At 35.9% G+C, this 17635-nt stretch carries 21 protein-coding genes; 2 read left to right on the forward strand and 19 right to left on the reverse strand.

All coding sequences use genetic code 11. The features are described from left to right. Window positions 1–6: 6 nt before the first annotated feature. The 6 genes from LC457_RS22405 to LC457_RS22430 all read right to left on the reverse strand — a co-directional run bounded on the left by LC457_RS22405 (window position 7) and on the right by LC457_RS22430 (window position 4877). Window positions 7–1377, reverse strand: coding sequence for a DUF4153 domain-containing protein (locus tag LC457_RS22405; protein WP_223601814.1), 1371 nt, complete (start codon window positions 1375–1377; stop codon window positions 7–9). A gap of 376 nt (window positions 1378–1753) precedes the next feature. Beyond that, the gene (locus LC457_RS22410) at window positions 1754–2239 is read right to left on the reverse strand and encodes a ubiquinone biosynthesis protein COQ4 (protein WP_223601815.1); all 486 of its coding nucleotides are present in this window, start codon (window positions 2237–2239) and stop codon (window positions 1754–1756) included. 352 nt (window positions 2240–2591) lie between these two features. After that, window positions 2592–2882: a hypothetical protein gene (locus LC457_RS22415; protein ID WP_223601816.1), complete on the reverse strand. Its 291-nt coding sequence runs from the start codon at window positions 2880–2882 to the stop codon at window positions 2592–2594. Between the two features lie 65 nt (window positions 2883–2947). Next, window positions 2948–3238 (reverse strand): transcriptional regulator, encoded by a 291-nt coding sequence (locus LC457_RS22420; RefSeq protein ID WP_047420173.1) that lies wholly within the window; start codon window positions 3236–3238, stop codon window positions 2948–2950. 98 nt (window positions 3239–3336) lie between these two features. Beyond that, window positions 3337–3954: a hypothetical protein gene (locus LC457_RS22425; RefSeq protein ID WP_223601817.1), complete on the reverse strand. Its 618-nt coding sequence runs from the start codon at window positions 3952–3954 to the stop codon at window positions 3337–3339. Between the two features lie 158 nt (window positions 3955–4112). Next, complete coding sequence (locus LC457_RS22430; RefSeq protein ID WP_223601818.1) at window positions 4113–4877, reverse strand: enoyl-CoA hydratase/isomerase family protein; 765 nt, start codon at window positions 4875–4877, stop codon at window positions 4113–4115. A gap of 253 nt (window positions 4878–5130) precedes the next feature. On the opposite strand from LC457_RS22430, the gene LC457_RS22435 reads away from it, so the two are divergent. Both LC457_RS22435 and LC457_RS22440 read left to right on the forward strand, forming a co-directional pair. Beyond that, entirely contained in the window at window positions 5131–5682 is a 552-nt protein-coding gene (locus tag LC457_RS22435) for a phage tail protein (RefSeq protein ID WP_223601819.1), read from the forward strand. 36 nt (window positions 5683–5718) lie between these two features. Continuing rightward, window positions 5719–6540 carry a T9SS type A sorting domain-containing protein gene (locus tag LC457_RS22440; RefSeq protein ID WP_223601820.1) on the forward strand — a complete coding sequence of 274 codons (822 nt, stop codon included), beginning with the start codon at window positions 5719–5721 and terminating at the stop codon, window positions 6538–6540. A gap of 76 nt (window positions 6541–6616) precedes the next feature. Here the strand turns inward: LC457_RS22440 and LC457_RS22445 are convergent, their stop codons facing one another. The 13 genes from LC457_RS22445 to LC457_RS22505 all read right to left on the reverse strand — a co-directional run bounded on the left by LC457_RS22445 (window position 6617) and on the right by LC457_RS22505 (window position 17605). After that, window positions 6617–7312: an SMUG2 DNA glycosylase family protein gene (locus LC457_RS22445; protein ID WP_223601821.1), complete on the reverse strand. Its 696-nt coding sequence runs from the start codon at window positions 7310–7312 to the stop codon at window positions 6617–6619. A gap of 2 nt (window positions 7313–7314) precedes the next feature. After that, window positions 7315–8097, reverse strand: a complete 783-nt coding sequence (locus tag LC457_RS22450) for a DUF4241 domain-containing protein (RefSeq protein ID WP_223601822.1) — start codon at window positions 8095–8097, stop codon at window positions 7315–7317. Window positions 8098–8246: 149 nt separating this feature from the next. After that, window positions 8247–8408 carry a hypothetical protein gene (locus tag LC457_RS22455; protein WP_223601823.1) on the reverse strand — a complete coding sequence of 54 codons (162 nt, stop codon included), beginning with the start codon at window positions 8406–8408 and terminating at the stop codon, window positions 8247–8249. A gap of 134 nt (window positions 8409–8542) precedes the next feature. Beyond that, window positions 8543–9262 (reverse strand): hypothetical protein, encoded by a 720-nt coding sequence (locus LC457_RS22460; RefSeq protein ID WP_223601824.1) that lies wholly within the window; start codon window positions 9260–9262, stop codon window positions 8543–8545. Between the two features lie 99 nt (window positions 9263–9361). Continuing rightward, window positions 9362–11857 (reverse strand): phenylacetic acid degradation bifunctional protein PaaZ, encoded by a 2496-nt coding sequence (paaZ, locus tag LC457_RS22465; RefSeq protein ID WP_223601825.1) that lies wholly within the window; start codon window positions 11855–11857, stop codon window positions 9362–9364. A gap of 8 nt (window positions 11858–11865) precedes the next feature. Beyond that, window positions 11866–12138, reverse strand: coding sequence for a hypothetical protein (locus LC457_RS22470; RefSeq protein WP_223601826.1), 273 nt, complete (start codon window positions 12136–12138; stop codon window positions 11866–11868). Between the two features lie 14 nt (window positions 12139–12152). Further along, on the reverse strand, window positions 12153–12980 hold the full coding sequence (locus LC457_RS22475) for an alpha/beta hydrolase (RefSeq protein WP_223601827.1): 828 nt from the start codon (window positions 12978–12980) through the stop codon (window positions 12153–12155). Between the two features lie 19 nt (window positions 12981–12999). Beyond that, complete coding sequence (locus LC457_RS22480; RefSeq protein WP_047429267.1) at window positions 13000–13593, reverse strand: transferase hexapeptide repeat family protein; 594 nt, start codon at window positions 13591–13593, stop codon at window positions 13000–13002. A 77-nt stretch (window positions 13594–13670) separates the two neighbouring features. Continuing rightward, the gene (gene pcaF, locus LC457_RS22485; RefSeq protein ID WP_223601828.1) at window positions 13671–14876 is read right to left on the reverse strand and encodes a 3-oxoadipyl-CoA thiolase; all 1206 of its coding nucleotides are present in this window, start codon (window positions 14874–14876) and stop codon (window positions 13671–13673) included. Window positions 14877–14936: 60 nt separating this feature from the next. Next, window positions 14937–15632 carry a DUF6624 domain-containing protein gene (locus LC457_RS22490; protein ID WP_223601829.1) on the reverse strand — a complete coding sequence of 232 codons (696 nt, stop codon included), beginning with the start codon at window positions 15630–15632 and terminating at the stop codon, window positions 14937–14939. 31 nt (window positions 15633–15663) lie between these two features. Further along, entirely contained in the window at window positions 15664–16077 is a 414-nt protein-coding gene (locus LC457_RS22495) for a PaaI family thioesterase (protein ID WP_223601830.1), read from the reverse strand. 5 nt (window positions 16078–16082) lie between these two features. After that, window positions 16083–16391 carry a hypothetical protein gene (locus tag LC457_RS22500; protein WP_223601831.1) on the reverse strand — a complete coding sequence of 103 codons (309 nt, stop codon included), beginning with the start codon at window positions 16389–16391 and terminating at the stop codon, window positions 16083–16085. 83 nt (window positions 16392–16474) lie between these two features. After that, a complete protein-coding gene (locus LC457_RS22505) occupies window positions 16475–17605 on the reverse strand; it encodes a 3-hydroxyacyl-CoA dehydrogenase NAD-binding domain-containing protein (protein ID WP_223601832.1) in 1131 nt (376 codons plus the stop codon). Between the last annotated feature and the right edge of the window lie 30 nt (window positions 17606–17635).

Genomic DNA, 17635 nt, shown 5'->3' on the forward strand with positions numbered 1-17635 from the left:
GATGGATTATTGAATGGTTTGATAGTAGATAATCTTTGAAAGGAATGTTTTTGAGGTTTCACTTTTCACTTTCGTCTGCAAAGTCTTTTTAAGTTTCTGATCATTTTTTTCGTCCGCATATTTCAACAGGGCTTTTTCGCTGAAATTAACAGAAGTTAAATGATAGTTGACTACAAAATCTTTTCTTTTCATATTCTGTGAAGTGATGAAACCTCCCCAATTGAAGTAACTGCACACTAAAATAGTTCCATAGAAATACCAAACCATTGTGTTGACAAGGAATATGTTTCTTTTCTTCTTTTGAATTTTAAGATAAGTCAAAGCAAGACCCACTATTGATAAAATAAGGAAAGCAAAAACTCCCAATCTTTTATAAGTACATCCATAATTCACGATATACTCATAATTTTTAACAGCAGCTGATATGACAAGAATAACATTGAGGAAGATCCAGATTTTGGCTAAAATTTTCAGCAATCCCGCTTTCGGATCAAAATTGAATCCTGATTTAAAGTAAAACATGATGACCAGAATAGCCATTATGATAGACATAATTACGGCATTCACTCTTTCATGGGTTTCTTCGGAAAGCTGAACGGGAGTTTTCACGGCTTCATAAAACTGTTCATAATTGTAAGTAATAATAAAGAAAATCAGTAAAATATTCAGCAAGACAAAAGAGATCACTCCGCTCATTCTTTCGGCATTGAGATCAAGAAAGGAATAGGTAGCTTTTGGCATCCGGGAATCTTTTTGAAACTCATTATCCAAAAAATGATTGCTTTTATAGATGAGTTTTTCCACAGCATAATTCCAGTAGTTAAAGGCAATAAAAAACCCTAATACAAAGAGACAGAATACCTGCCATAGATTAATATCCAGTTCATAATCTGTGAAAAGAGCGGCAAAATGATTACTTCCTGCAGAATAAATTCCAAAGAAAACGGAAACCAGCACCAGCGGAATTAAAATGAAAGCTAATGTCTTTTGCCATAATCCAGGAACATTCTTTTTGGGCAGCCATTCATCAAAACTGAAAAAGCGGCAGAATGAAGTGCAACAGTTTACAATAAAAACCGGAATCAAAAAGAGGATTTTTAACCTTCTGTTCTTTGATTTATACCCCAGCAAAAGTAATGAGCTTACTACTGCAGTAAATGAAGGAAAATCTCCATACCATGCAAATGCAATACTTGATAAAATGCTTGTTCCCAAAAGAACATATAGGGTTTTGGTTTTATTCTTCTCCGTAGTTTTAAACAGGGTCAATACTGCATAAATGATTCCCAGAATTCCAAGGTTCAGTCCAATATCCTGATCGTAGAAGACAATGACAAACAGGATGGCGGTAAGAAATATATAGTGATGTGTTTTCATGAGATTTGAATATTTAAAATATTGAAAATTAAAAGATTAAAGGAATTAAATTTTGAGAACCTCATCGATCCAGGTGAACTGTGTCATTATATAGAGGTATAAGGCCGTTATCGGAATATTGACAAGCAAAAGGAGAACTGAATTACCGGATGCCTTCTGGTCTGAAACGTCAGTAAGATAGATAATAAGTTCATGCAGAAGGATAAACATATTAATCACGGCGGTTACAAGTACATAATAAAAGCCAAGTTCAATAAAAAATTCTGCTCTTATGAACCAAAATGCGACCAACAGAAGCGTTCCTAACAGAAACGAAAGGAAGAAAGACCTTTTTCCAAGCGGACTGAATTTTATTTTTCCCATCAGATAAATGTTTTTAATGAAGAACAATAGTTTCTTTCTGTTGAATAAAGTCCATTACATGTTCATACTTCTGGCTCAGCAGTTCTTCAAAATCCCAATGATGGAAAGCACGCATATTCTGACCTTTTTTATAGGCTTTGATATAAATTTTCGCATATTCAGGCAGAATAATTGTTCCTAAAATGATTGCTGCCAAAAGATGTGCATTGAGCTTACCGTTTCCTAAAAGAAGATACTGCATGGCAATTTCATCCTCGAAGTTGGTTCCACAGCCGGTGATCAAATGGTGTACATCATGATTTTCCATTTTGGGAATCATTGAAAACCCATGCTTTCTGTAGAATTCTCCCAGTTTTCTTCCAAGAGAATCTTCCTGAAATTCCAGCAGCTGTTTTTCATTGAACTGCCATTGTCTTTTTTTCTTTTTAAAGTATTTTCTGTATAATTTCTGAGTTTTATCGTACACAAAAAGCAGAAACTGAACGCGGATTTTTTTCATAATAGTATTGGTATATTTATGGATATTAATGGAAAAGACTAAGACCTACAATAGTGTAAATGAATGCAATAGGAATGTTGGCTGTCAAAATGAGTATGGCTATCATACATTCTTTGAATTTTGATGTATTTATAACACCATATGTCAAAAAACCAAGTATGCATAATATGTTGACTGGTACTCCAAAAATGATTAACAAATAGCCAGCTCCAGCAAACCAATCATCCTTTGTAACGAGTGCTCCTAAAAGGCAAAGAGTTCCCATTGAAAAAAAAACCAAATACAGCCTTGCCTAGATCTATTATTTCTGAATCTTTTATCATTATTATTTAGAATTAATTAAAAACCAATTTTAGCTTCCCGCAAACGGACTTCCAAAAACCCCTACTGCCAGCTCCATCCAGATCAGTGCAAGAGCAAGCAAAATGAAAATGCAGATCAAAACTTTCTGACTTTGTTTTTTGATTTTGTTTCTGACCAGGTTGACCAAAAAAGCTGTTGTAAAGAGTAAAGCTGCTGCTATCAGAAAATCTGAAACGGACCAGTTCACTTCTTTAGAAAATAGATTTCCCAGCAATGGAATACACAGTAAAACCAATGGAAGGGCATACATTGTAACTGTTTTTTGTTTTTGTGTTATCATTTTATTTAAGTTTTAAATTATAAAGTACTTTGTAATTCAAAGTTAATTTTCAAAAAAATATAGGACTATCGTCCCAGTAGTTTTTCAAGAGCATCCAAATGTTCTGTAAACGCCTGTCGTCCATTTTGCGTAACACGGTAAGATGTCTTGGGCTTTTTCCCGACAAATTCTTTTTTTACTTCAATATATCCTGCTTTCTCCAATGCATTGCTGTGACTGGCAAGATTTCCATCTGTAATTCCAAGCAAGCCTTTCATTTCAGAAAAATCAACCCAGTCGTTAACCATAAGAACGGACATGATGCCCAGTCTTACACGGCTTTCGAATTCTTTGTTGAGTTGATTTATTTTGATCATTTTATTTTAGCTTAATTATTCAGGAAATTATATTCTTAGAGAGCTTTTAATGTATTAATTTTTAAACTCATCTTTTTCAACATTACAAATCTTCATTATTACTTATATTTCTTGTGCATAATCAATCCATATACAATATGCAAAACTCCAAAACCAATTGCCCAGAACAATAATCCCCATCCTAAAAAGAATAAAGAAATAAGTCCTAAAATGATCTCAAAATATCCTAAATACTTTACATCCGTTAATGTATAACGTTCTGCCGATACTAGTGCCAATCCGTAAAAAATCAATGTTGCCGGAGCTATGAAAACAAAAAGATGATGATAAAGAAGTGCAAGGCAAAAAACTCCTCCTGCTACCAAAGGAACTGCAAAAGTAATCAAAAGCCGTTTTGTAGTGGCATCCCAGATCTTCAAACCCTTCTTTTTACTTTTGTGGGCGGTAAAAATGTAGCCACTAAGAATAGCAACCACTAAAATAACTATCCCAATTAGAACAAGTTCTTTAACCAAGGCTGGTCCCAGAATATTTCTGTCTCCATCAAAATAACTGATTCCTTCCCTCTGAAAAACAAAAAAAACATATATAGCTCCAATAATTGCTGTTAATCCGGCAACAACTCCTGACAGACCGCTTAAAGAAATGAATCTGGAAGAGCGCTCCATCATGGAACGGATATGGGATAAGTCTTCGTGATAGTTTTTTGTCTCCATAAAAAGAACTTTGAATTACAAAGTTATAATTTATTTTTAATCTGCCAATTATTTATTTTAAATTTTGAAATAATTTTCATGATTACTTATATGTCAAAAAGAAAACCCCGCTAGAAGCGAGGCTCTCAAAATATATTAAATTAAGAGTAAAGAAAAAATTATTTCGCTCTCAACTTTTCTTTAATGGACTCAATATTTTTCTTGGCAGAATCTTCCAGGATAAGACTTGCACTCATATGAATTCTCGCTGGCATCAATTCATTGAAATGATCTGTTCCTTCCCAAGAAACTTTTTTAATTAAAGCTAAAGCATCACTACTTCTTGACGCCAAGGTCTGTAAAAATTTCTCCAGTTTCGCATCCATCTCCTGAATAGAATCTGATACAGAATGATAAACATTATGCTGCTCAGCCCACTCAGCAGATCTGAAGTCTGCATCAATTGCCATAGCAGAGAATTGTGACTTCCCGATTTTTCTTTCTACATAAGGTCCAATTACAAAAGGGCCGATTCCAAGATTGATCTCAGTAAGTGCTAAAGCTGAATCTTTTGTTGCAAAACAGTAGTCTGCTCCACAAGCAATTCCAACTCCTCCACCGGTAGTTTTTCCCTGTACTCTTACCACTACGATTTTCCCGCAATTTCTCATAGCATTCAAAACTTTTGCAAAACCACCAAAGAATTGTGTGGAAGCTTCCAGTTCTTCAATAGCTAAAAGCTCATCAAAGCTAGCTCCTGCACAGAAAGCCTTTTCACCTGCACTTTTTACTAAAATAGCTTTCACCTCATCTTTCGCACCTTCTTCAAGGATAGTTTCTGCCAGCTTTTCTAAAATTGCTCCCGGAAGAGAATTACTTTTGAGTGTTCCGAAACTGATCTCGGCAATATTATTTTTAATTTCTGATGCTACAAATTCGCTCATTTTTATTTTTATTGGATTCTTACAAAAATACGAAATACAGCTCTTTCAGAGAAACTTAAAGATAATAATTTCCATGATAGAGTTACCTTTTATAAGATTCCCTTTACGTAGAAATACGGAATCTTTAATTTGGTATTTTCTACTCTAGTACTCCCTCATTATTAGTCGTTCCTTTGGCCTAGAAATAATAACTAAAGGCGGAATCTGAAAAGCCCACAACAGAGTAAGAAATTTAAAACTAAATATCATTATCATGGAAGAGTACATTGGAATTGTAAAATTATTTGCAGGAAATTTCGCGCCTAGAGGCTGGATGTTTTGTGACGGAAGTTTAATAGCTATTTCAAGAAATTCAGCTTTATTTTCTATTTTAGGAACAACTTATGGTGGAGACGGTATTACAACTTTCGCTTTACCTAACTTAAAAGGACGTATGGCTTTGGGAGCTGGAAATGTAAATGCTAACCAGTTTTATCCTTTGGGAGTGGTAGCCGGTACTACACAAAATACCCTTTTAACTTCAAATCTTCCAAGCATTGGTGGTGGATTTCAATTGAAAGTTGCTAATAAGAATGCCAACTCATCAACCCCTAATGCGGCGGCATCTATTGCTATCTCAGGAACACAGGTAGGAAGAGATTTCAATGTGGTGTCCAGCTTTATAAATGATACTAACCCTGACACCGTGATTAACGGACAAAGTATTTCTTTTGTAGGACAAAATTTACCAGTGAATAATATGCCTCCTTATCTGGGCTTAAATTATATCATCTGTGTTGAAGGTATTTATCCTCCAAGAGATTAATATTCACAATAACCTAATATTTAAAACAAAAAAATCATGAAAAGCACTACTTTTTTAACAATTTGTAGTCTGCTCATTTCAATTTTCTCATTCGGGCAGACCAGTACAGAACAATTTGAAACGGAATCGCACGGAAGTACAAGCTTCACCGACAATGGAGTCATTTTCAATATCATTTCGCATGTAAGTGTCTTTGATATTCAAGGGAATTACCCGGGAACAGGCTGGAGTGGAACAGCGAATGACAACAGATATATTGATAATTCCAACGATACTCAATTTCCGCCATCATTCAGTATTAAAACCACTTCAAATTTATTTAAGGTAAACAGATTCTGGATGTATCTTTCAGCACTCAATCTGGATCTCAATGTAGCAGGGACACTTACTGTAACAGGAAAATTAAGCGGAGTAACAAAATTTACCCAAACAAAATCCACTGGATTTGCAACAAGTTTAGGCTCTACAAATGGATATACTCTGATTGATCTTACCAACTTAAACGGCCAAAATTACTCTAATATCATTATTGATGAACTGCAACTAACGGTCAGCGGAGCATTCAGATATGTAGGCCTGGATGCTTTCACCTGGGTAAAAGACAGCAACCTGGTATTGGGTACTTCTGAAGCTAAGAGCATTAAAAAAGACCTGGCTGTTTATCCTAACCCAACCAACGGGCCTCTTTCCATTGCAGCAGAGAAAGCGAGTGAAGCTAAAATTTACAGTGTAGACGGTAAAATGCTGAAAACAATACAAACCCAGAGAGGAAATAATGAAATCAATATTTCAGACCTTCCAAAAGGAGTTTATATTATCAAAACAGCAACAGAATCAACGAAGGTAATTAAAAATTAATTTCAGGAAATTATATATAAGTTCCATATCCCATAAAGATTCTAATTCATAAATGACAAAACCCTTAATACAAACATTAAGGGTTTTGTTTTTTCAATGCCATAATATATTTATCTATATACAGCTGTTTTTCTTTTGATTTGTACTGCTGAATGTATCTGGGATGTTCCAGAACAGTCATGGTATCAAACAGCTTTGCTTCTATGTTTAATTTTGAAATAAAGTCAGCATTTTTTTTACCTAGAATAAAGACCTCTGAGGTATCCAGATTGAGACTGATATGTTTCTTCAGAGATTCAATCATAAAACTCTTCACAGCCTCGAACAGTTCTTTATCATCATAATAATTAGCATTAAGCCATCCGTTTTTTGTTTTTCTTACAATAGCCAGCGGAAACGGAGAGTTAATATAAACATCTTCATAAAAAAGATCTGCACCGCCATATTCTTCAATCATATCGTAGATAAAAACAGAAGACACTTCATGAGTACGGGCGGTTTCCATTTTTATACCACAAATACTTTCGAGTCTTTTGGTATCAGTAAACGGAACGCCTGTTACTCCTGCTCCATGACGGCTTGGATTGATTCCAATGATGAATTTTCTCTGTATGGAATCATTATAATATTTGTGATAAAACTTCTGCATAACCGTCAATGTTTCCGGATTATCCAGATAAGGGTTCAGAACTTCAAAGCCGTCGGGAAGATTTCCTCTATAGCTAAGGTTTTTATTGAACTCGATGACATGATCTGCAAAAGTTGTATTCATAGCTAATTTTTAAGGAAAACAAAATTTTCAGGTTGATCGTCATCACCATCCTCGTCTTCGTCTTCGTCCTCATCTTCATCACTTAAAGCCAATTCAATATCGATGAATTGAATGTATAGACCACAAATTTCTTCGTTAGCATCATAAGCAAAGTAAACAGGATAAGTACCATCACCAAAACCACTTGCAAACATTGGAATCTGATAATTTGTATCAGGAATCGTCCAATTGATCCAGTCTCCTGCCTCTCTCTGATTGTTGGGATGAGCTTTATAGCTTTGTGAGAAAAGCTCAGCGAAATAATCATCATAAATATTACTGACATCCATTTCATCTATAAATTTATCCACAAAAGGGAGTATTTCTTTATCAGCAATACACCCTAAACCAGCATCCACGGCGAAACCAAAATAATCATCTTCAGCAACGCCCTCCAATTCTTCAATTCCAACTAAAGCTTCTCTGTAAACAACAGGCTTTTCTTTGGTAAATTCTACTTTTACAACAGCATATCTGTCTCCCCAATCTTCAGATTTTACTACGGCAATAGTCACAGGAAAATTTCCTTTCGGAGCCTGAATAAAATAAGGTGATTGATTCGCATTCAGAAAAACCAGCGGATCTCTTACCACCACTTTTCCAGAAGGAAGGGAAACGTTTCCAATTTCTATCGTCTCCATTTTCTTTCCCAAAATTTCATCCGAAGTAAAATAGGTTTCCAGATCTGTAGGACAAACCATAATATTCTTCACTTCTTCCCATTTTTGCATCCAGCTTTGGTCCATAGTTTATTTTTTTTGAATTAAAAGATTGAAAATAATGAATAAATCCAAGGACATCAAACAGGATAGGATTTTTAACAAAAGATTATAAAAATAAAGCTACAAATCACAGGTAATTGCAGCTTTATGTATTGTTTTAAGTTTAAAAAAATTTAAGAATCGGCACATATATAACATGCTCTTGCAATATCAGGCCATCTTCCAGGGAGGCAACAGCTTCCGGGAGGACAAGGATTAAGGGCACAAGACCAGTTTGGCCCGGCTCCTTTAAGAGATCTCAACTCGTGTCTTGAAAGTTTTTTTAAGTTTTCCATAGTAATCAGTTTTGATATTCTCTCCTACTCTGTATGCTTTTCGGATTTCGCCTATTAAAGTTAATCATTTTTAAGCAAAAAAAATATAACTAACTGAAATAATGTACATTCTCATCTATGTAAAATAAACCTAATTAATATTCTAAAGGTTTGTAGTTTCTAAAAACTTTATAAAGATCATCATCATTTCCTTTGAACAGTTTTTCTTCAATAATTTTAAACTTACCTGTAGAATCTTTTTCTTCCACCACTATTTTATCAGAAACATCTACTCGTGCAAATTCATCTAAGGAATCTTTTTTAATTTTTAAAAATGCCGTTGTGGTAGAACCTGTTAAAATTACAGAATTGATACAATTTAGTTTTGAATTAAAACTTAGGTTCGGATAATTATCTGAATTTTTGATGTGGATAAAATATTTATTTTTCGGATTATATACAAACAAAGTCATCACTGTATTTCCTCCTCTTCCAGCAATTCCGCTTTGATAAGTCATATCATTGAAGCCATCATTATTAAAGTCACTTATCTGAACATCTAAACCGGTTACTCCATCTTTGATAAATTTAAAACTGTTCTTTAATTCCCAGGTATGAAACATTGAACCTTTAGCTTCCACCCAGATATCTTTTAGATCATAAAAATTCAAGGTAACAAACACATCACCATTATTGACATGCCGAAATTTTTCAATCTCGACTTTAGTTTTACCCTTCCTTCCAACATTCAGGCTATCAACAAATTTCTCTTCAGAAAAATAACCTTTTTTATCAGGTTTCGGATTTCCAGAACAAGAAAAAAAGAGTAAAAGTAAAAAAGAACCAAAGACAAGGGAAATTTTTAAAGATTTCATTATTAAAAAATATTCCTGAATTTATATATTTCCGATCACATTTAAAATAAAAATCCCTTTCAATTACTGGAAGGGACTATAATTTATTTTTATGTTGAATTAAATCAATCCGAACTGCTGGAAATGATGAGTAAAATGCTTTCTGTGCATCAGTTCCCACATTTCTTTATTCAGTTTTCCGAATACATAATTCATGTGTTCTGCCTGTGGATTTTCTTTGTAATAGATTACAAATTTCTTCAGGTTATCCATAAACGATTGTTTTGCGGCTTCCAGATTTCTGTGTGTTGATTCCGGAAGTGAGCCATCCTGCGGAAGGAATGGAGCCGTAAATTCTTTTGGCATTGCTCTGTGGTTATAAAGGGAATCCTGCCATTTTTCAAGATTTTCCTCCTGAGTGAAACATTTCTCTGCTTCAGGTTCTCCGAAACTTACCAGAACTGCTTGTTCCAAATGCTCAATCATCTGCTGTGGGGACATTTTTCCCCAAAGTGCAGGAGTACTTTCTGTTAATCCATTCAACATTTTCTGAACATTTTTCACATTCAGATCAATGAATGGAGACTGCTTTGCAACTAATGTTAAAATTGTTGCTACACAAACTACCTCATCTCTTTGGTTTACAACTTCAACCAGCCATTTCACAACACCTGAAGGAATGTTTCTGCCTTTTACTCCTCTGTTGATTTTTTCTTTTGCGGTTAAATAAACAGTGATGGTATCTCCGGCATATACAGGTTTGAAGAAGCTGCAGTCTTCCAATCCATAATTCGCAATAACAGGTCCTTTTTTTCCTGAAACAAACAATCCTGCTGCTGCTGAAAGGATGAAATATCCGTGAGCTACAGTTTTATCGAAGATGGTTCCTGATAAACTTGTTGAATCAGTATGAGCATAGAAATGATCCCATGAAACATTGGAGAAGTTGACGATATCTGCATCGGTAACTGTTCTTCCAGCTGTTTCTAAAGAGTCTCCTACTTCCACTTCCTCAAAATATTTCTGGAAAGGATGCTTGTCTGAGAATTTTTTCTCTGCGCCCTGCTGATAGATCTTAGTAATTGCTTTCAGTACATCCGGTGACCCCTGAATTGCTGTTTTCTGTAAGAAGAAATGAAGACCGCTCAGTCCGCCCATTTCCTCTCCGCCACCTGCTCTACCAGGACCTCCATGCATTAATGTAGGAAGTGGTGAACCGTGACCTGTACTTTCTTTGGCATTATCTCTGTTCAGAACAAAGATTCTTCCGTGCTGGGAAGCCATTTTCCATGAAGTTTCTGCGATAAAGTTCTCATCGTGAGAAATGATAGATCCTACCAAACTTCCCTTTCCTCTTTTTGCCAGTGCGGCTGCTTCTTCAGCATCTTTATACGGCATCAATGTAGATACCGGCCCGAAAGCTTCTACATCATGAGAAATATTTTTTTCAAAAGGCTTGTCGTTCAGGAATAGTTTCGGGCTCATAAATGCACCATTTTCGTAGTCTGCATCTACCAGCTCGTGCTTACCATCATAGACAAGTTCTGTTTCTGATTTTAATAGATTTACTTTTCTTACTACTTCTTCATACTGCTGCCTTCCCACTAAAGATCCCATTTTGGTTTCTCTGCTTAATGGATTTCCGATTTTAGTCTGATCTAAAGCTTTAGACAAAGCATTCTGAACGTCACCAATTAAATGTTCCGGAACGATAATTCTTCTGATCGCTGTACATTTCTGTCCTGCTTTCGTGGTCATTTCATTACGAACTTCTTTGATGAATAAGTCAAATTCAGGAGTTCCCGGTTTTGCTTCCAATCCAAGGATAGAACAGTTCAGAGAATCTGCTTCCATATTGAAACGAACAGCATTACCAGCGATGGAAGGAAGTGATTTTAATTTTCTTCCTGTATTGGCTGAACCTGTAAACAATACAGAGTCTCCATCCTGTACATAATCCAAAATATTACCAGGTTCTCCGCAGACTAACTGTACTGCACCTTCAGGCAAAACTCCGCTTTCAATCATATCCTGGAATACAGCATTCGTAAGATAAGACCCGAAAGGAGATGGCTTCACAATAGAAGGAACACCCGCTAATAATGAAGTAGAAAGCTTTTCCAACATTCCCCAAACCGGAAAGTTATAGGCATTGATCTGTATAGAAACCCCTTCACTAGGTGTTAAAATATGGGTTCCTAAAAAAGTTCCGTTAGCTGAAATTTTCTGAGTATCTCCATCTACCCAAAATGAAGTATTGGGAAGCATTCTTTTTGCCAATCCGGAATAGGTAAAGAAAGTCCCGAAACCTCCTTCAATATCCACCCATGAATCAACATGTGTAGCTCCTGTTTTATATGATAAGTCGTAGTATTTTTTCTTTCTTTCTAACAGATAAAGTGCTACTTTTTTCAACATTTCTCCACGGTCGTAGAAAGTCATTGAAGAAAGGTTTTTGTATCCTACTGTTCTTCCGTAATCAAGAGCCTGCTCAAAATTAAGTCCTTCTGTATCGGAAACAGCTACCTGTTCTCCTGTAACGGCGTTGTACAAAGGGACTCCGCTTCCGGTACCTTCTACCCATTGTCCGTAGATATAGTTTTTTAACTTTTCCATATAGTTTTTTACTTTTTGCTTAGATTAATCTTTTTAATAAAGTTGCTAATAATCAAATAAGGGATAAATAGTATCAGCCAGCCGTCTAAAATGATGACAATTTCAACAAACAACATGTAAAAATTGTCTTTCTGCTTTAATTTAGCAATTGCCTCATCTGATTCAACATGTTCCAAAGCATCTGAAATTCCTATTGACTCTTTTACCAGATAAAGCCCTAGAGCATTCATAATGATTATAAAAATCAATATTACGATCCAATATTTTTTCAGAATGCTCATCAACTGGAACTGATTTATTTCGGTTCCTGATAGGGAAACATTTTCACCAATCCTTCATATAAGCTTCTGTGAAGAATGGTTGCATGATTGTCTGTTTCCATCATTTTATATTCCAATGTCCAGTTTTTCTTTCCTGCTTTTGTCAAAACATCGTAGAAAGCCTCGGCATCTTTTACCATCACCGGATGTTCTCCTTTCCCTACAGAAACATAGACAAACTTTTTAGTATCTGAAGATTTTGAAAGTAATTGAGGAGCCTGCTTTAAAAGACTTTCATCATCCCACCATAAGCTTGGACTGATAATAAAATAGTTGTTGAACATTTCCGGCTTTTTCAGAAGTATTTCTGTTGCCAGAAGCCCTCCCAAAGATTGACCAAACAAATATTTGTCTGTGGTTTTAAACTGACTTTCAACATAAGGCTTTAGTTCTTTTTCAAGGAAAGCAATAAACTTATCAGAATGTCCTGTCGTAGGATAATCTTTCTGTAAATCTTTTAAATCCGTATGAAAGGTAAAATCCCTTTTCCTGTCTATATTAGCAATTCCCACAACAATAGATTCCGGCATGGAATACATTTGATTAAAGAATTGGACTAATCCTGTCACGTGAATAAAATCTTCATTCATACTTCCATCCAACAGATAAATCACAGGGTATGATTTTGTTTTATCATAACCTTGTGGAAGATAAATATTCAACGTTCTGTCTTCATTTAAGGTTTTGGACTTAATAGTCCTCACTTCTCCTATTGTAAGCGGTTTTGTCGTAACAGTTTGTGCTGATACTACACTATTCATCGCCAACACCATGCTGCATATAAGTGCAATTTTTTTAATCATATTTAATTTTAAATGGTCATTATTTTATATCATCCCAAATGCTGTAATCAACAATTTTGGTTGGGATCTGCTGAACATATTCTGTAAAAGGCTCACAAGGCAGAATAGCTTCTTTTCCTTCTCTTGCCAGTTCCTGATAGAGTTTTGTTCCTTCTGTTTTCCAGTGAATCATTTCGTCAGATACATCACGGATAATTTTTGCTGGGCTTCCCACCACTAATTTTCTTGGTTCGCATCTGAAATTAGCCGGTACAAAAGCCAATGCTCCAACGATACTTTCGTCACCGATATACGCTTTGTCCATCACAACGGAATTCATTCCGATCAGACAGTTTTTTCCGATGTGTCCTGAATGAATGATTGCGCCATGCCCGATGTGTGCAGATTCTTCCAGTATGGTTTCTATATTCGGGAAAACATGAAGGGTACAGTTTTCCTGTACATTGGCTCCGTCTTTAATAATAATTTTCCCCCAGTCTCCACGAATTACCGCATTGGGACCAATATATACTTCTTCCCCTATTTCTACATTCCCGATAATGACTGCCTGCGGATGAATGTAGGCAGAAGGTTTTATAATGGGACGAATCCCGTGGTATGAGTAGATGTTCATATTTATTAGAGATCAGATAATAGATTTCAGAGGTCAGACATTTTTCTTACTCTACTATCTTTATCTTTTTTAATTGATTACACTTTTTCGATTACCATTGCATATCCTTGTCCTACGCCGATACAAAGGGTACACAATGCATATTTTTTATCCTGTTTCTGAAGTTCCATTGCCGCAGAACCTACAATTCTTGCTCCTGAAACTCCCAGTGGGTGGCCAATTGCAATAGCTCCTCCATTAGGATTTATTCTTGCGTCATCATCTTTTAATCCTAAACTTCTTGTCACAGCAAGTGCCTGTGCTGCGAATGCTTCGTTGAGTTCAATGATGTCCATATCTTCAAGAGAAAGATTTAATCTCTTCAATAACTTTTGAGTGGCTTCTACCGGTCCGATTCCCATAATTCTTGGCTCTACTCCGGCTACGGAAGATCCCAGAATTTTTGCTTTTGGTTTTAATCCATATTTTTTCACCGCTTCTTCACTTGCTAAAATCAAAGCTGCGGCACCGTCATTCATTCCTGAAGCATTTCCTGCAGTTACCGTTCCTTCTTTTCTGAAAGCAGGACGAAGTTTTGCAAGACCTTCCATAGAAGAAGTTGGTTTAATGAATTCATCTTTTTCAAAAACAACAGGATCTCCTTTTCTCTGAGGAATCTCAACTTTTACAATTTCTTCTGCCAGTCTTCCGGTTTCCTGAGCTTTTGTAGCTTTCTGCTGAGACCAAAGGGCAAATTTATCCTGATCCTCTCTATTGATCTGGTGGATATCTGCTAAATTCTCTGCAGTCTCTCCCATTCCGTCAACACCATATAATTCTTTCATCTTAGGGTTGATAAAACGCCATCCGAAAGTGGTATCAAACATCTGACTGTCTCTTCCGAAAGCTGCACTTGGTTTTGACATCACATAAGGAGAGCGTGTCATATGCTCTACTCCTCCGGCAATATAAATTTCTCCTTCTCCGGCAGCAATAGAACGGAATGCATTCGCTACTGCAGACATTCCCGAAGCACAAAGTCTGTTTACCGTCTCACCTCCAATTTTATATGGAAGACCAGCCAATAAAAGTCCCATTCTTGCTACGTTTCTGTTATCTTCACCTGCCTGATTGGCACATCCGAAAATAACATCTTCAATTTCCTCTACAGGAACTTCAGGATTTCTCGCAACTACTTCTTTGATCACAATAGCAGCTAAATCATCTGCTCTTACTTCTGATAATCCCCCCTGCAGTTTTGAGATGGGAGTTCTGACATAGTCTATGATGTATACGTTGTTCATAATTTTACTTTGAAAATAGGATAATGCATAATTTGAAATTATCAAACTTCCTTTTTCTATTTATTTGTTTTTATTTCTTAGTTCTAAAGCCTGTTTTAAAGTATAGGGTTCGTATTTGAAATCCGATCCGTACATTCTTTTGGCATTTTCTTCAATAGTGGAATCAAAACCTGCTTCTTTTCTTCTTTTATTAACATTTTTGAGATCTTTAACAGGCCAGACAAAATTGACAAAGACTTGTTTTCCGTTCTTATCTTTTGTCATTTCTCCTTTTCCCTGGGTACCGTAGATCTGTTCCTTGTCTTCCTGCATCAGATATCGGTCTTCCATCATCGCAACCCATGTAAAAGGAATTTCTTTCTGTTTTCCAGCTTTTTTTATGAGAGGAAGATATTTTCTAATTTTGGTTGAATGCTGGATTACGTACCATGCGGCCTGGTTTGTAGGTTCTCCTACAAGTGTTTTTCCGGGATAGCCATATTGAGCAATAATATTTTCGATTTTCTGCACGTTCAGACTATCATGTTCTGCAACCATCTGCCAGCCTTTCTTTTTGAACTCTTCTTTGTCAATATTCAGGGTTGTTAGGAGCTGCTCTCTTTTTTCCAGAGTTATTTCGGAATCGAAAAGCATTCTGTATCCCTGATCCACCTTCATAATCTCATCGAGTTCTTTTTTCAATGCTTCATTTACTTTCTGCTGGGCATTCATCAGAAAAGCTGAAATCCCGAAAAGCAGTAGAAATATTTTTCTCATTTTGTTTACTATGGTGTCTGGTTAATGTTTATTATAAGTCGGTGACTTTTTTCCCTATTTTATAGACTGTTCCAACAAATTTTGCAATCAGCTCACTGTTTTGATTGGTAATCTGAATGTCATAAACCGCAGTTTTTCTGGTATCATTCACCAAAATACTTTCGGCTCTGAAAACATCTCCTTCCTTTCCGGCTTTGGTAAAATTGATAATACAGTTCAGCGCTACAGCAGCATCACCTGTATTGTTGGATGAAAATGCCAATGCAGAATCTGCAAAAGCAAAGGTAACTCCACCATGAACTGTTTTAAGCCCGTTAATCATATCTTTCTTAATGGGCATTTCTATTAAACAGTAATTTTCTTTTACTTCAATCATTTTGATATTCATCCACTGGGAAAAATAATCCTGATTGAACATATAATCTGCTACTTGTCTTGGATTCATTTCTATTATATGTTTGTTATTTCTTCATACAGCTCATCGGATAACCTGTCGTAAACACTCATTGTTTTGCCCAGAATGACTTGCTCATATGAAAGACTTTCTGAATCTGATGAGTTTTCAGAGGGGTAGGATTCGTTTAAATCAATTCCATTTTCGTTGGCTAATCTTTTGATCAGTTCTTTATATTTCTCATTAAACTTTCCTAACAACTCAAGCCTTTCCTCAGCATTGACAGAAGAAGCCTCCTGAGTTAAATACTGTTTCTCAATTAAAAGCCTGGTCTCCAGCTCCGCTCTAAATTCTTCTATATCCATGAAGTTTTTTTGATATAATAATCTACTTGAGAAATGCTTCGACTTCGCTCAACATGACAATTCACTAGCAGATTTAAATATTTTTATAGTTTTCTCAGCAAAGGACTTTGTCTATACCTTTCTTCCTGATATTCTTCGTATAGGTTTTGTAGGGTTTCGGAGATTTTTGCATACCCGATTTCTTGTCCCCAGCTTAGTAATCCTTTCGGATAGTTTACGCCTTTCTGCATTGCCAATTCAATATCTTCGTCAGTGGCAACCCCTAATCTTTTAGCCTCAACCGCTTCGTTGATCAGCATGGAGATGATTCTTAAAAAGATCTGCTGATATAAAGCATCGTCTTTCTGAGCAACAGGTTTTTCTGCTCCTTCGTTGTAATCATAGAAACCTTTCCCAGTTTTTCTTCCGTGAAGTTTTGCTTCAGACATTCTTTGCTGAAGTAATGATGGTTTGTATTTTGGATCGTAGAAATAGTCTTTGTAAACTGTTGTTGTTACTGCAAAATTGACATCGACTCCGATAAGATCCATCAATTCGAAAGGTCCCATTTTGAAGTTACCCAGTGTTTTCATGGCATCATCCACCTGTTCCGGTGTTGCGATGTTTTCCTCAACAATTCTAAGTGCTTCCCCATAATAAGGTCTGGCAATTCTGTTGACGATAAATCCGGGAATATCTTTGGCAATAACAGGAGTTTTCCCCCATTCTTTCATGAGGTTGTAGATTTTTTCTGCTAAAGTTTTTTCTGTCAATAAGGATGGAATAACTTCCACTAAAGGCATCAACGGAGCCGGATTGAAAAAGTGAATTCCGATGAAACGCTCCGGTTTCTTTAGTTCTGCACCCAGAGAGGTGATAGAAATAGATGAGGTATTGGAACTAAGGATACAGTTTTCTGAAACATAATTTTCAAGCTCTGTAAACACCTTGGTTTTGATGTCTTTGTTTTCGATAATGGCTTCTATAATCAGCTCACAATCTTTGAAATCCTTCAATTCTGTAGCAATGGAAATATTAGCTAAAATTTCAGTCATTTTCTCTCCTGAAATTTTTTGTTTGTCAACTAATTTGGTCAGGTTTTTTTCCAAACCTACTGTTGCCGTTTCTACTTGTTTTGCATTGGCGTCATAAACCCAAACTTTGCATCCGTTCGTAGCGGCTACTTGTGCAATGCCGATTCCCATTGTTCCGGCACCGATAATTCCAATATTCATTTTTATTTGTACAATGTATTAATGTAAAAT

It is taken from the genome of Chryseobacterium sp. GVT01B (assembly GCF_019970045.1).
Lineage (GTDB): Bacteria > Bacteroidota > Bacteroidia > Flavobacteriales > Weeksellaceae > Chryseobacterium.